Source organism: Nonomuraea sp. PA05, assembly GCF_008086045.1.
Classification (GTDB): domain Bacteria; phylum Actinomycetota; class Actinomycetes; order Streptosporangiales; family Streptosporangiaceae; genus Nonomuraea; species Nonomuraea monospora.
In genome coordinates this window covers 118,116-132,656 of the sequence record NZ_VSEY01000033.1, presented here as the reverse complement: position 1 = coordinate 132,656, position 14,541 = coordinate 118,116, and the positions used below count along the sequence as shown (strand labels likewise).

14 protein-coding genes are annotated in these 14,541 nt (G+C 71.2%); 11 read left to right on the top strand and 3 right to left on the bottom strand.

All coding sequences use genetic code 11. From position 1 onward, the window contains the following. Positions 1–6 precede the first annotated feature (6 nt). A complete protein-coding gene (locus tag FXF51_RS41245; protein WP_148440201.1) occupies positions 7–1,248 on the bottom strand; it encodes an ABC transporter substrate-binding protein in 1,242 nt (413 codons plus the stop codon). Continuing rightward, positions 1,245–2,477, bottom strand: a complete 1,233-nt coding sequence (locus tag FXF51_RS41240) for a Gfo/Idh/MocA family protein (RefSeq protein ID WP_148440200.1) — start codon at positions 2,475–2,477, stop codon at positions 1,245–1,247. The genes FXF51_RS41245 and FXF51_RS41240 overlap by 4 nt, the downstream gene beginning before the upstream one ends. A 71-nt stretch (positions 2,478–2,548) precedes the next feature. Between FXF51_RS41240 and FXF51_RS41235 the strand changes: the two genes are divergently transcribed. Genes FXF51_RS41235 through FXF51_RS41225 form a run of 3 tightly spaced genes read left to right on the top strand, consistent with a single transcriptional unit; the run spans position 2,549 to position 5,239 of the window. After that, complete coding sequence (locus FXF51_RS41235) at positions 2,549–3,652, top strand: ROK family transcriptional regulator (protein ID WP_187414853.1); 1,104 nt, start codon at positions 2,549–2,551, stop codon at positions 3,650–3,652. A 22-nt stretch (positions 3,653–3,674) separates the two neighbouring features. Then, the gene (locus FXF51_RS41230; protein ID WP_262380157.1) at positions 3,675–4,610 is read left to right on the top strand and encodes an inorganic phosphate transporter; all 936 of its coding nucleotides are present in this window, start codon (positions 3,675–3,677) and stop codon (positions 4,608–4,610) included. Between the two features lie 38 nt (positions 4,611–4,648). Beyond that, positions 4,649–5,239 carry a DUF47 domain-containing protein gene (locus FXF51_RS41225; protein WP_262380156.1) on the top strand — a complete coding sequence of 197 codons (591 nt, stop codon included), beginning with the start codon at positions 4,649–4,651 and terminating at the stop codon, positions 5,237–5,239. A 54-nt stretch (positions 5,240–5,293) separates the two neighbouring features. Here the strand turns inward: FXF51_RS41225 and FXF51_RS62160 are convergent, their stop codons facing one another. After that, a complete protein-coding gene (locus tag FXF51_RS62160; RefSeq protein WP_222871682.1) occupies positions 5,294–5,560 on the bottom strand; it encodes a hypothetical protein in 267 nt (88 codons plus the stop codon). 209 nt (positions 5,561–5,769) lie between these two features. On the opposite strand from FXF51_RS62160, the gene FXF51_RS41215 reads away from it, so the two are divergent. The 8 genes from FXF51_RS41215 (at position 5,770) to cydC (ending at position 14,490) form a co-directional block, all read left to right on the top strand. Beyond that, the gene (locus tag FXF51_RS41215; RefSeq protein WP_148440197.1) at positions 5,770–6,372 is read left to right on the top strand and encodes a superoxide dismutase; all 603 of its coding nucleotides are present in this window, start codon (positions 5,770–5,772) and stop codon (positions 6,370–6,372) included. A gap of 11 nt (positions 6,373–6,383) precedes the next feature. Beyond that, entirely contained in the window at positions 6,384–6,947 is a 564-nt protein-coding gene (locus tag FXF51_RS41210) for a GNAT family N-acetyltransferase (protein WP_148440196.1), read from the top strand. Positions 6,948–7,274: 327 nt separating this feature from the next. Continuing rightward, complete coding sequence (locus FXF51_RS41205; RefSeq protein ID WP_148440195.1) at positions 7,275–9,290, top strand: YcaO-like family protein; 2,016 nt, start codon at positions 7,275–7,277, stop codon at positions 9,288–9,290. A gap of 13 nt (positions 9,291–9,303) precedes the next feature. After that, positions 9,304–10,323 carry an LLM class F420-dependent oxidoreductase gene (locus tag FXF51_RS41200; protein ID WP_148440194.1) on the top strand — a complete coding sequence of 340 codons (1,020 nt, stop codon included), beginning with the start codon at positions 9,304–9,306 and terminating at the stop codon, positions 10,321–10,323. A gap of 126 nt (positions 10,324–10,449) precedes the next feature. Then, a complete protein-coding gene (locus FXF51_RS63090) occupies positions 10,450–10,863 on the top strand; it encodes an iron chelate uptake ABC transporter family permease subunit (RefSeq protein ID WP_148440193.1) in 414 nt (137 codons plus the stop codon). Next, on the top strand, positions 10,863–10,994 hold the full coding sequence (locus FXF51_RS63085) for a hypothetical protein (protein ID WP_262380155.1): 132 nt from the start codon (positions 10,863–10,865) through the stop codon (positions 10,992–10,994). The genes FXF51_RS63090 and FXF51_RS63085 overlap by 1 nt, the downstream gene beginning before the upstream one ends. Then, positions 10,991–12,709, top strand: a complete 1,719-nt coding sequence (locus FXF51_RS41185) for an ABC transporter ATP-binding protein (RefSeq protein ID WP_148440192.1) — start codon at positions 10,991–10,993, stop codon at positions 12,707–12,709. The genes FXF51_RS63085 and FXF51_RS41185 overlap by 4 nt, the downstream gene beginning before the upstream one ends. Further along, positions 12,706–14,490 (top strand): thiol reductant ABC exporter subunit CydC, encoded by a 1,785-nt coding sequence (gene cydC / locus FXF51_RS41180; RefSeq protein ID WP_148440191.1) that lies wholly within the window; start codon positions 12,706–12,708, stop codon positions 14,488–14,490. Before FXF51_RS41185 ends, cydC begins: the two co-directional genes overlap by 4 nt. Positions 14,491–14,541 lie beyond the last annotated feature (51 nt).

Sequence of the window (14,541 nt, the reverse complement as noted above, 5' to 3'; positions counted from 1 at the left end):
CGCGCCTCATTGCTTGAGCAGCCCCGACAGTTGCTGCTGCAGCCCGGCCAGTGCCTGGTCGACGGCCACCTCGCCGGACAGCGCCGGGTAGACGGCGTTCTGAATCGCGGCCGTCACGTCGCCGTACTTCACCGCGACCGGCCGGGGCTTGGCAGCGAGCACGCCCTCCTTCAGGGAAGGGAGGTAGGGGTACTTCGCGACGAGTTCCTGGTCGTCGTAGAGAGCCGTACGCGAGACCGGGGTGCTGTTGATCGTGGCCCAGATCTTCATCTGCTCGGCCGAGGTGAAGAATGCGAGGAAGTCCTTGGCGGTCGCCTTGTTCTTGGAGAAGGCGGAGATCGCCAGGTTGGCGCCGCCCAGAGTGCCGCTGCCCAGACCGTCGAGACCGGGGATGGGGGCAACGTCGACCTTGCCGGCGAGCGGGCTGTCGGGGGCGTTCGCGGTGCCGTAGAGGGAGGCCCAGCTCCGCGCGAACAGCACCTTGCCCGATTGCAGGGCGTTCTTGACCTCTTCCTCCTTGAACGTGATGCCCTCCTTGGGGATGAGGCCGCTCTTGAATCCGTCGACGAGGAAGCTCAGGCCCGCCTTGGCGGCGTCGGTGTTCAGCGTGGGATTGCCGGAGGCGTCGACCACGGTGCCGCCGGCGGACTGCACGGCTTCGGAGAAGGAGACCGTCAGGCCCTCGTACTTGTCCAGCAGCCCGGCGTAACACGACATGCCCTGCTGCTTGGGGAGCACCTGGTCGCAGCTCTTCTTCAGCTCCGCCCAGGTCTTGGGAGCCTCGCTGAGCAGATCCTTGCGGTAGTAGAGCAGCCCGGTGCCGGTCAGCCAGGGGGTGGCGTACAGTTTGCCGCGGTAGCGGGCCGTCTCCAGGGTGGGCGCGAGAAACTCCTCGGTCTTGAGCGTGCCGTCAGGGACCGGGTCGATCCACCGGTTGGCGGCGAATTCGGCCGTCCACACCGCGTCCAGCATCATGACGTCCATCGCGTCGGACTTGGTCTGCGCGTTGTTGATGAGGCGCTGCCGCTGGCTGTCGGCGTCCTTTGGCTGGATGTCGAGGGTCACCTTCTCGTCGGGGTGCGCGGCGTTCCAGGCGTCGATGACCTTCCTGGTGGCCTCTTCGTGGCTCTGGGTGTCGGTGAGCGTGATGGGACCGCGCCCGTCGGCGCCTCCCGGCTCCTCGCTGGTGCCACATGCCGCCGTGGCGGCGAGCGCCAGTGCGCAGGTGAGCGCGAGCGCTCTGGTCATTGCTGCTCCTTCAGGGTGACGACGGTTCCGGTGAGGCGGGCCTCCTCGGCCGCCCACGCGATCTCGTGGCTGTGCAGGCTCTCGCGGGGATGGGAAAGGATGGCGGACGGGTTGTCGCCGGTGATCGCATCAAGGAAGGCCGTGACCAGGCCCTCGTCACCGCCGCTGTGCCCGTCCTTCGGTGTCTGCGGGTCGATGACCTCGGTGGCTCCGGTCACGAAATCGGTCACGGTGAGCAGGTCGCCGTCCCCGTCGATCGAGCCGCGGGTGCCGAAGATCCGGGTCTTGCGCGGCGCCTTCGGGGAGAACGCCGTCATGGTGAACGAGGCGGTCGCCCCGCCGTCGAACTCCAGGTCCACCACCTGGTGATCGACCACGTCGTTGTCGCAGGTGTAGACGCAGCGGCCGTAGGGGCCCTCGCGCAGCGCCCGCAGGACGCCTTCCTCGCTGGTGTCCTCGCTCAGGACCGACAGCGGCCAGCGCTCACCGCCGCCCACGAAGGGCAGATAGATACGCTGGGCGGCGTACGGGCAGTCAGCCGCCACAGCGCAGTCGAGGCAGCGGTCCGCGGCACCGGCGGGCTGATTGGCGGCCGTGAAGTGCTTGAGCCCGCCGAAGGACGACACCCGGGAGACCCTGCGGCCGGTCACGTACGCGAGCCAGTCCAGGTCGTGGCACGATTTGGCGAGCAGCATGAACGTCGCCTGGTCCGTACGCCGCCAGTTGCCCCGCACATACGAGTGGGCGTGGTGCCACCAGCCGACCGGCTCCAGGTGTTCGATGGTGACGATCTCGCCGATCCGCCCGCTGTCGAGCACCGCCTTCATCGCCCGTGTGTAGGGGGTGTAACGCAGCACGTGACAGACGGCGAAGAGCACCCCCGCCTTCTCGGCGGCCTCGACGATCCGCAGGCAGTCCTCCAGCCGGATGGCCATCGGCTTCTCCAGCAGAATGTGGTAGCCGAGCTCGGCGAAGCGCACCGCGGGCTCCACGTGCTGGGCGTCCAGCGTGGCGATGACCACCGCGTCGGCGATCCGCGGGCGGGCGGCCAGTTCCTGCCAGCTGTCGAAGCCGAGCGCGCCCGGGTGCTCGGTGAGCATGGCGTCGCGACGCCGGGCGTCTGGCTCGGCCACCGCGGCCAGCCTGGCCCGGCCGCCCATCGTCGCATACCTGGTGTACCTGGTCCCCCGATCGCCTGCGCCCACGAGGGCGAGGCCAACTTGCGACATGTTCCGACTCCAATTATGAGAAGATGCGACGTAAAGCTAGGGTTCGACCACTAAAACCGTCAAGGGGGATTATGAGAACATCCGACATAACTCATGACACCGCCCTGCTTCGCCGCCTCAACACCCGCGCCACACTGCACGCTCTCCGCCAGGGCGGCGCCCAGACACTGACCCAGCTCGCCCGCGCCGCCGGCCTGTCGCGGCAGACCGCCGAGGTGGCCCTCGCCGACCTGGTCGAGCGCGGCCTGGCGGAGGAGGCCGCGCCGACCGAAGGCGGTGCGGGCAGGCCGGCCAGGCGGTTCAGGTTCCGGGCGGACGCGGGCCATGTCGTCGGCGTCGACGTCGGCCCTCGCAGAATCCTGGCGATGCTCGCCGACCTCAACGGCGACGTGCTCGCCGAGCAGCGGCTCGACATAGACGAGCGCCTGCCCGCCGCCGAGCGTCTCGCGCTCGCCGAACGAGCCGCCACCGCCTGTGCCGATGCCGCCGCGGTCGCACGCGGCGGGGTATGGGCGGCCACGGCGGGCACCTCGGGCGTGGTCGACCGCTCGGGCATGGTGACGGTCTCCCACCTGATCCCCGGCTGGACGGGGCTCGATCTCGGGGGCCAGGTGGGCCGGTGGTTCGGCTGCCAGGGATTCGCGGCCAACGACGCCAACCTCGCGGCCGTCGCCGAGCACTGGCGGGGCAGCGCCCGCCACGTGGACGACGTGGTCTACGTCCTGTCCGGCTACCGGGCCGGTCACGGCCTGCTGCTTGACGGACGGTTGCGCACCGGGCGGACGGGCAGCGCGGGCGAGCTCGGCAGATTGCCCCTCACCGGCTGGGAGGACCCGTCCGTCGTGCTCGGCAGGGAAGGGCGCGGCGCGGAGGAGATCTTCGAGGCGGCGCGCGCGGGTGAGGAGCGGGCGCTCGGCGTGCTCGACAGGATCGCCCACGGCCTGGCCCGCGGCGCTTCCGCGCTCGTCCTCGTGGTGGATCCCGAACTGGTCGTGGTCGGTGGCGGATTCTCCCGCGCGGGCGAGTTGCTGCTCGAACCCATGCGCGCCCACCTGGCGGCGATGTGCCTGAACCCGCCCGAGGTCGCCCTGTCCACGTTCGGAGAGGAGAGCATCGCCCTCGGCGCGGTGCGCCTCGCCCTGGACCACGTGGATCGCGAACGGCTCGATCTGTGACCCCGCCGGACAGGCGGCGCGCGTGACCTCGGAGTTACTGCTCGCGGGTGTCTTCGCCCTCGTCACCGGCATGAACGACGGTGGTGCGTTGCTCGCCACCGGGCACAAACTGCCCACCGCACGGCCTCTCGCCGGCCTCGCCGTGCTGGTGGCGGCGGTCGCGCTGGTACCGCTGGCGACGCACGAGGTGGCGCAGACGTTCACCCGGCGGCTGGCCGTACTCCATGGGCCGGAAGGCAGGAGCGCGATGACCGTCGCCGTGATCGCGGCGCTGGCAGTCGTCCTGACGCTCAGCCACTACGGCCGGCCGACCAGCCTGACCCTGGCCATCGTCGGAGGACTGACCGGAGCCGGACTCGGCTGGGGACTCCCGGTCAACGGCGGTTCGGTGGCGCTCGTGCTCGCCGTCGGGCTCGCGGCTCCGTTCATCGGCGCGCTGGCCGCGCCGCTGATGTCCCGCCTGCTGGCCGCGCTGACCACCGCCATCGGGCTGCGGCGCTGGCACTGGGCTGGGCTCGCGCTGCTGTGTGTCGCCTACGCCGCCAACGACGGCCAGAAGATGCTGGCCGTCTTCACCCTCGCGCTGGGCATGACGGGTGCGCCACTGCCCGTCACCTGCGTGGTGGCCGTTCTGTTCGGCATCGGCGCTCTACGCGGCATTCCCCGGGCGGGCCGCACCCTCAGCCGCGAGATCATCGCCTCCCGCCCCCTGGACGGCGTCGCGGCCGAGACGGGGTCGGCCGTCACCGTGATCGGCTGCGCGGCGACCGGCCTGCCGGTGAGCATGACCCAGTCCATCGCAGGCGGCCTGATCGGCCTGGGCGCCGCGCGCGGTGGCGGCAGGGTCCGCTGGCACACGGCGACCAGGATCGCGCTGGCCTGGGTGCTGACCCTGCCCGCGAGCACCGCGCTGGCCGCCGTCGCCGCATTCGCGCTGAGGGAGCTGACAAGCCTGTGAGGCGACTGACCCGGGTACGGGATCTGCTGGCCGGACGGATGGACAGCGCACTGACGCAAGCGCTGCTCAACCAGCTTCAAGCCACCAAGGAGGGCGTCTGGCTGGCCCTGGCGATGACCGGCGGAGAGGTGGACAGAGCCCGGGCGCACGAACGGATGCGCTCCATCGAGCACCTGGGCGACACCGAGCGAGCCCGGGTGGTGGCGCAGCTGGAACACGCCCTGATCACCCCGATCGACCGCGAGGACCTGTTCCGGTTGTCGCGGGCCATCGACGACGTGCTCGACGCGCTGCGGGACTTCGTCCGGGAATCGTGTCTGTATCGAGTGTCGCGGCAGGTGCAGTTCGTTCCGCTGCTCGACCAGCTGCTCGTCGGCGTCGAGGCGCTGGAGGGCGCGGTACGCGCCCTGGCCGCGCGCGCTCCGGCGGTGGCACACGACGCCCTGGAGGCCAAGAAGGCCGGCGGCGCGGTACGCCGGATGTATCAGTACGAGATCGCCCGTATCTTCTCCGGCGAACTGTCGGCCGAGGCGATGAAGGAACGCGAGCTCGTACGCCGATTGGAGATCGCGGGTATGGCGATCGCCAACGCGGCCGACGCCGCAGCCGACGGTGCGATGAAGCGATGACGCGGCGCGGGCGGAGGCGATCGCGCTCAGACGGGCGGCGCCCGGTTCAGCCGGTCAGCCGCCGAATCGCTGTTCGACGTCGAGCGCAAGCACCGATTCACACCGGCGCGGCCGGTGCGGCGGCATCGGCGACGAGTCGCCCATGGCGATCCAGCATCTGCCCATCATCGTTTCGACCACCAGGAAGTCGCACGCGATGATCGCGTGGGCTTGTGCGGTCAGGAACTGCCGCCAGGTCGGCCCGGTCCGACGGGGTGCCGGATCGATACCGGCGGCGTGCAGGATCTCCCACACGGCGGCGGCCTCGATCGGGTAGCCCAAGCGCGCCGACTCGCCTTGGATTCTTCCGCGCCCCCATGTCGGGTTCTCCACGGTGATGGCGCGCAGCGACTTCGAGATGGACCACTGACGGCCAGGTGCTGAGCGGATGTTGCCGCCGCTGTCGGCACGCCTCCGGGACACAAGCTTGTTGCAGAGCTATGGTAATTGCGAGATATATGCAAGTACGAGATTTTGAGGAGAGATAGCTCATGGGGCAGTACACCCTTCCGGACATGCCGTACGACTACGCGGCACTGGAGCCCGCGATCACCGGCGAGATCCTTGAGCTGCACCACGCCAAGCACCACGCCGCCTACGTCAAGGGCGCCAACGACACCCTGGAGAAGCTGGCCGAAGCCCGCGACAAGAGCGAGTTCGGCGGCCTGGTCGGGCTGGAGAAGACCTACGCGTTCAACCTGTCGGGCCACGTGCTGCACACGATCTTCTGGCAGAACCTGTCCCCCGACGGCGGCGACCGCCCCGACGGCGAGCTCGGCGACGCCATCACCGAGCACTTCGGCTCGTTCGACGCCTTCAAGAAGCAGCTCACCACGGCCACCGCCACCGTGCAGGGTTCGGGCTGGGGCGTGCTGGCCTGGGAGCCGCTGGGTCGCCGGCTGGTGGTCGAGCAGGTCTACGACCACCACGGCAACGTCGGCATGAACACCACCCCGCTGCTCGTGTTCGACGCCTGGGAGCACGCCTACTACCTGCAGTACCGCAACGTCCGCCCGGACTACGTGGAGAAGCTGTGGGGCCTGATCAACTGGAATGACGTCATCGCCCGCTACGACGCCGCCCGCGGCGTCTGACGCGCACCCCCATGCCGGCGACGCCCGCCTGGCCACAGCTTGGTCCGCAGGGCCAGGCGGGCGCCGCCATCATCGAGATCCGGCTCGTCCCGGCGGCGGAGGTGACCGGCATGCTGGCCGCTGTCGCGGAGGTGGCGGGCCAGGTCTTCGCCCTTCCGCCCTGGTCCGAGCCGAGGGAGTCGGTCGCCGAACGGCTCGCCGCCGACCTGCACAGGCCAGGGTTGACGTTCGCGGCGGCGTTTCACGGCGATCAGGTGCACGGGTTCGCCTATGGTGTGCGCTGCTCCCGGCTCGCCCTGCTGGCCTCCCGGCTGCCGCGAGAGGACCTCACCCTCCGGGAGCTGGCGGTCCTGCCCACGATGCAGGGACATGGGCTCGGGGCGCGGCTGCACGACGCGCTGGTGTCGGCCGCTCCGGGAGCGTCGTGGTGGCTGACCACGCATCCGCGCGCGGGCGCGGCGCTCGGGCTGTACCGCCGCAGGGGCTGGCGCGTGGCAGCGCTGCTCAACGCCGGGGACAGGGTCAGGCTGATCATGCTGAAGCAGCCACTCACCGGTAGAGACGGCGGCCGGTAGCGCCCGGATTCCGGCGTCAAGGGATTGGTCCGCCGTTCTGGGCGGCGATTGGCTGTTGACCCCTCTGGAAGCGCCACCTAACGTGCCTATTGCGAATAACTCGCAATTGCGAGGAACCTGCAAGCTATCCACAAGGAGGATGGCCATGGCACACGTCGCATTCGAGGAGATCGAGGACTCCACCGTCTGCGTGAGGGCTCACACGCCGGCAGTCGACACCGCGTTCGCCTGGAACGAGGACGACGACAAGTGATCGACCGCGGGAGGCCGCGCCTCGGTCTCCCGCACCCCAGCCCCGTTCCCCGCCCGATTCCGGAGGCCAGCCGGATGACCCGATCGCTCCGCGTCGCCCCCGGACACCAGCTCACTCCGGGCGCCGACGGCGTCTGGCGCTGCCATGAGCCCGACGGCCGCGTGACCCGGATCCTCACTCCCGACACGCTGATGCGGCTCCTTCCCGAAGCCCTGGCAGGGACCATCCCGATCCAGGATGACCTGGCCGAGCTGCTGCAGGCCCTGGAGCGGCGCGGCGTTCTCGTCCCCCTGGAGACCGCTCGCCCCCTGACCGGGCACGTCGTCCACCTGACCGGGGAGTCCCTCCTCGCCGACCTGACCACCGCTCTCCTGCAAGAGCACGTCAAAGTGGTCCGCGGTCCGCTGGACTCCACCGACGGGGTGGACATGGTCGTCGCCTGCGCCGACCGGCTGCCCGATGCCGAATGGCGGCGCATCGACCGGCTCTGCGCCGACGCCGGCATCCCGTGGCACCGCTGCCATACCGACGGCCCGGCGATCCGGATCGGGCCGTGCACCATCCCCGGCCGCACCGCCACCTACGCGGACACCCGTGCCCGCCGGCTCGCCGCCGCCCGCCTCCCGGACGAGCTGCTGACCTTGTGGGAACACCTCGACCGCGATGACGCTCTGACAGGCGGACCGGAGCGGGTCGCGAACGGGCTCGTGGCCGGGATGCTGGCCGACGACGTGCTCTGCGTCCTGTCCGGACGGCCTCTCCCTGACGAGGGCCATCAGACCATCCTCGGGAGGTCGCTGACCCGCCGCCCCGTCCTGCCCCTGCCACGGCCGGGCTGGAACTGGACCGCCACGCCGGAGCAACTCGTCGACTCGGAGTTCGGCCTGATCACGCGGGTGGTGCGGGCGACGAGCGCGCTCGACTCCTGCGTCATCTACCGGGCCTACGTCTCGGCCACCGATCGCTTCGCCTCGTGGAAGGCCGACCGGGTGGCAGGCGGCGCCGCGTTCGACAAGAACCAGGCCAGGAAGGCCGCGATCGGCGAGGCGGTGGAACGTTACTGCGGCAACGCCGTCCCCGATGGCCTGCCCCGTACCGCGTACTCCGGTCTGGACGCCGAGGCGATCGATCCGGCCGGTCTCGCCCTGTACGCCCCGCACCAGTACGCGGCGCCCGGCTTCCCTTTCACTCCCTTGACCCGTGAGCTGCCCATCGAGTGGGCGACCGGCCGCGACCTGGTGAGCGGCAAGGACGTCCTCGTGCCAGCCACGCTGGTCTACCTCAACTACACGCGCCCGCCGCACATCAGCATGCACGCCAACGCCGGCATCGCCGCCGGCTCCAACCGGCAGCGGGCCGAGCGGTCGGCGCTGGAGGAGCTGTTCGAACGTGATGCCGTCACGCTGTGGTGGCTGCGCGGGGAGCAGGCCGTCCGCTTCATCCCTGACGAGCTGGCCCGGCCGGTCGCGGAGGCGGAGCGGCGCGGTTTGTCGGTGACCTTCCTGGCGATCCCCTCGGCGTTCGGCGTGCCGGTCATCGGCGTCTTCCTGGAGGATCACGCCCGGCAGGTCGTGGCCTTCGGCACCGCCTGCCGCTCCGCCCCGGAGACGGCGGCGGCCAAGGCCTTCACCGAGGCGGTGGTGTCGTACACCATGAGCCTCGGCCTGCTGGACGGTGACGCTCCCGTGTGGCGCACGTCCGACCACCCCTACCGGCCGTTCCGGGTCGACAGGACCTACCGGGACGCGTTCCGTCCCGACTGGCACGACCTGACCGACCTGGAACTCAACCTGCAGCTCTTCCTTGACCCGCGCATGCAGGGCCCGCTGCTGGACCGGCTGCGCCACCCGGTCGCGGGCCCGCGTCCCGCCGCCGTGGACCCCGACGACTACCTCGCGCGACTGTCGGAGGCCGGCCTCCGCGCGGTCTCGGTCGATCTGACCACCCCCGACGTGCGCGCCACCGGACTGCGCGTGGTGCGCGTCGTGGTGCCCGGCCTGTACGGCAACGCGCCCGCGGCCTTCCCCTTCCTCGGCGGAGACCGGCTCGCCACGGCCGAGCCGGTCCTCGACCCCCTGCCCTTCGCCTAAGGAGCACCCCGAGATGCGGATCGGACTGGCCCTCGGTTACCACGGGGAGCCGATGACGGAGATCCTCCCGCTGGTCGAGCACGCCGACCGGATCGGTGTGGACTCGGTGTGGAGCGTGGAGGAGTACGGCGCCGACGGCGTGAGCGTGCTGGCCTACCTTGCTGCCAGGACCGAGCGGATCAAGCTCGGCACCGGCATCCTGCAACTGGCCGGCCGTACCCCCGCCAACACCGCGATGACCGCGCTGACCCTGGACATCCTGTCCGAAGGGCGGCTGCTGCTCGGGCTCGGGGTGTCGGTGCCGTGGATCGTGGAGGGCTGGCACGGCGTCCCGTACGGCAAGCCGCTGGCCCGTACCCGCGAATACGTCGAGATCCTGCGCAAGGCGATCAGAGCGGACGAGCGCGTCACCCACGACGGCGAGCACTACCGGCTGCCCTATCACGGCCCCGGCTCGACCGGCCGCGCCCGCCCGGTCAAGGTCCTGCTCAACCCGGTGCGCACCACGATCCCGACGTATCTGGCCGGCATCGGGCCCGGCATGGTCCGGCTCGCCGGGGAGATCGCCGACGGCTGGTTGCCCGGCTTCTACTCCCCCGAACGCGAAAAGGTCATCACCGCGCCTCTGGACGAGGGTCTCAAGCGCGCGGGCCGGGATCCCGGCGAGGTGGACATCGTTGTGATCACGCACGCGGCTCGCACGCGCGATCTCGACAGGGCCCGCGACGAGTTACGTCCCCTGTACGCCGCCTACCTCGGCCCGGACGTGCCCGGTGTCCGCAACACCTACTTCGATCTGGCCCGCGCGATCGGCTTCGAGGCCGAGGCCGAGACCGTCCGCGCCCACCACCGCGAGGGGCACCGCGCCGAGGCCATCGCCGCCGTGCCGGATGCGTTGCTGGACGAGGTCGCCCTGCTGGGGCCGCTGCCCCGCATCATCGACAGGCTCGCGGCGTGGAAGGAGTCGCGGGTCGGCACCCTCGCGCTCATCACCCGCGACCAGGCGTTGCTGGAGGCGGTGGTCACGGCATGAGACGTCTACTCACCGTGGTGGCGTGTGGTCGTCTATTGCAACTTGCTTGCATTTGCGTCATATGAGCAGAATGTGGTGTTTTCCGCTTCACGATCATTCGACCGCTCACTTCCGGAGACTCACCGCATGAGCCGCCCGCCCCGCCCCGTCCCGCTCAGGCTGCCAGCCCTCGTGACGGCGGCACTCACCCTGGCCGCGTGCGGTCAGGCCCCCGCCCCGCAGCCACAAGCGGCGGCCCCGCGAACCGGGTTCCCTGTCACGATCGAGAACTGCGGGCGCGAGCTCACCTTCGACCAGCCGCCGTCCAAGGTGGTGACCGGCTACCACCCGTCCCTGGAGACGCTGCTCGCGCTCGGGCTGGGCGACCGGATCGCGGGGCGCACCTTCTTCGGCGAGAGCGCCTTCCTGCCCGGCCAGAAGGAGACCTACGACAAGATCCCGCAGATCGTGCGGGAGTTCCGGCTGCCGCGCGCCCTGCTCGCGCTGCTCGTCGGGGCCGGGCTGTCGGTCGTCGGCGCGGTGCTGCAGGACTGTACGTGATGAGCGCCGGCCGCATCGTGGCCGGCGGGCCGCCCGCGGACGTCCTCACCGCACTGATCTCCGAGGTGTACGGGGTGCGCGCCCTGCAACGCACCCAGCTCGTCTTCGAACGGCTCAAGGAGGAACAGTGATCCCCCGGCTGTTAGCGCTGTCACCGTCCATCCGATGGCGCCTGGCAGGGCTCGTCCTGCTGTTGCTGTCCATCACGGCCACCTACGTCGGCCAGGGCGTGCTCATCGCCCAGGCCCTGGCCCGGATCTTCGCCGGCCAGGGCGCCGACTCCATTCTCTGGCCGGTCGCCGCCATCGTCGCCCTGCAGCTCGTCCGCAGCGCCGCGCTGGCCGTGCGCGAGTCCGTCGCGCTGCGCACCTCGGGCGCGGTCAAGGCCGAGCTGCGCCGCCGTCTGACCGGCAAACTGCTGCGGCTCGGCCCCGCCTACGCCCAGCGCGGGCGCACCGGCTCGTCACAGACCACGCTGGTGGACGGCATCGAGACGGCGGACGCCTACATCGGCAGGTTCCTGCCCCAGGTCATCGCCTCCGTCCTCGGCGCGATCGCCGTGACCGCGTACCTGTTCACCCTGGACCCCCTGGTCGGCGGCGTGGTGCTGGCGTGCGCGCTGCTGCTGCCCGTGCTGCCGCTGGTGTCGGACCGGGTGCTGCGCGACCGCAACGCCGCCTGGTTCCGCGGCTACAAGGGCCTGTACGCCGAGAACCTCGACGCGCTGCAGGGCATGGCCACGCTCAAGGCGTTCAACGCCAGCGGCCGGCGCGGCGCCGAGCTGGGCCGCCTGGCCGACCGGTTCTGCCGCGACTCCATCCGCCTCATGGCCGTCGTCATCGGCTACGTCGGCGGCGTTGCGCTCATCACCGGACTGGGCACCGCCGTGGCGCTCGGAACCGGCGCGCTGCGGCTGGCCGCCGGCGAGCTGACCGTCACCGAGCTGCTCCTCATCCTGCTGCTCACCGCCGAGAGCTTCCGGCCGCTGAAGGAGCTGGAGTCCGCCTACCACTCCAGCTACAACGCCATCCCTTCCCTCAAGGCCGTCTTCGAGATCCTCGACACCCCCGAACCCGAACAGGGCACCACTCCGCTCGGGCTGACCGGCCCGCCCTCCGTGACCTTCGAGAACGTGACGTACACCTACTCGGGCCGTGACCGGGCCGCCCTGGACGGCTTCTCGCTCGACATCGCGCCAGGCGAACGCGTCGCCCTGGTGGGCCGCTCCGGCGCAGGCAAGACCACCGTCGCCTCGCTCCTGCTGCGCTTCTTCGACACCCCCTCCGGCCGGGTCGCGATCAACGGCATCGACGTGCGCGACCTGCCCCTCGACCGGCTGCGCGCCCTGGTCGCCGTCGTCTCCCAGGACACCTACCTCTTCCACGGCACCGTCCGCCGCAACCTCGCCCTCGCCCGCCCCGGCGCCACCGACGAGCAGGTCGAAGCCGCCGCCCGCGCCGCCCAAGCCCACGACTTCATCACCGCCCTGCCCGACGGCTACGACACCGTCGTCGGTGAGCGCGGGCTCAAGCTCTCCGGCGGTGAACGCCAGCGCATCGCCATCGCCCGCGCCCTGCTCAAGGACGCCCCCATCCTCGTCCTCGACGAGGCCACCTCCAGCGTTGACGCCGCCAACGAATCGGCCATCCAGCACGCCCTCGACACCCTGTCCGGCGGCCGGACCACGCTGATGATCGCCCACCGGCTGTCCACCGTCCAGACCGCCGACCGGGTCATCGTCATGGCCGACGGCCGCATCACCGAGGCCGGGCCGCCCGGCGAACTCCTCGCCGGTCAAGGCGCCTACGCCCGGCTGGTCGCCGCCCAGAACGGAGCCGCCCGATGACCGCCGCCACCGTCACACTCGCCCGTACCGGCGGCTCCCGGTTCCGCCCGATCCTGGCCCTGCTCGGCCCGCACCGGCCGCTGCTGCTGGTCGCGATCGCCAGCGGCATCGCCCACCACCTGGTCGTCCTCGCCTCGGCCGGCGTCGGCGCGTGGGCGGTCAGCCGCGCCATCACCGGCGCCACCGCCGAAGACCTGCGCGGCGGCCTGATCACGCTCGGCGTGCTCCTTCCCTTCCTGGCCCTCACGCCGTGGCTGGAGTCCTACCTCGCGCACGTGGCCGCCTTCCGCGTGCTGGCCGACGTGCGCGGCCGCGTCTACGCCGCCTTCGAACGCCTCGCGCCCGGCTACCTGCTCCAGCGCCGCTCCGGCGACCTCGGCAGCGCCGCGATCTCCGACGTCGAGCAGCTCGAACTGTGGTTCGCTCACACCCTCAGCCCGCTGATCAGCGCGGTCACCGTCCCCGTCGCCGCGCTCACCGCGCTGGCCTTCTTCGACCCCGCCCTCGCCCTGGCCCTGGCACCCGCGCTGATCCTGCTCGCCCTGCTGCCCGCCTGGCTGCGCAAACGCGCCGCCGACCAGGGCACTCGCCTGCGCGCCCAGCTCGGCGAACTCAACGCCGAAGCCGTGGACACCCTGCAAGGGCTGCGCGAGCTCCTCACCTCCGGCGCCGGCGAACGCCAGCTCGACCGCCTGCGCGAACAGGACGACAAGCTGCTCAAGGCCAAGCTCGCCCACGGCCGCCGCTCCGGCCTCGAACACGCCGTCACCAACGCCGCGACCACGCTCGGGCTGCTCGCCGTCCTCGTCACCGCCGCGCTGCTCGTGGCGGCGGACGGCCTGCAGCCGGCGCTGTTCCCCGTGGCCGTCGTCCTGGCCGCCACCACGTTCGCCCCGGTCATCGCCGTCACCGACGTGGCCCGCGACCTCAATCTGGTCCTCGCCGCCGGCGACCGCATCATGACCATCCTCGACACCCCGGCCTCCGTCACCGACCGGGTGCAGGAACCACCCCCCGGCCCGATCGAGCCGCGCGTCCGCTTCGCCGACGCCCGCTTCCGCTACGCCCCCGGCCTGCCCGAGGCCGTCGCCGACGCCACCTTCGCCATCGCCCCCGGCGAGACCGTGGCCCTCGTCGGCCACTCCGGCGCGGGCAAGTCCACCTGCGCCAGCCTCCTCATGCGCTTCTGGGATGTCACCGCCGGGTCCATCACCATCGGCGGACACGACGTCCGGGACTTCCCGCAGGAAGACCTGCGCCGCCTGATCACCCTCGTCCCGCAGGACGTCTACCTGTTCAACATCCCGCTGCGCGACAACATCCGCCTCGGCCGCCCCGACGCCACCGACGACGAGATCGAGGCCGCCGCGCGGGCCGCGCACGCCCACGACTTCATCACCGGCCTGCCCGACGGCTACGACACCCTGCCCGGCGAGCTCGGCGCCCGCCTGTCCGGCGGCCAGCGCCAGCGCATCGCCATCGCCCGCGCCCTGCTCAAGGACGCCCCCATCCTCATCATGGACGAGGCCGTCTCCAACCTCGACGCCGAGAGCGAGCAGGAGGTCTCCGCCGCCATGACCGCCGCCCGCCACGACCGCACCACCTTGGTGATCGCCCACCGCCTGTCCACCATCCGCACCGCCGACCGCATCATCGTCCTCGACGCCGGACAGGTCGCCGAGACCGGCACCCACGCCGAGCTCCTCGACCACGACGGCGCCTACACCCGGCTGCTGGCCGGGCAGCTTGAGGTCAGTGACGGTGGTGCGCCAGTCCTCTGAGGTCCCACCTCATCAGCGATCTTCCCACGCGGGAGCGCCACCACCTTCCCG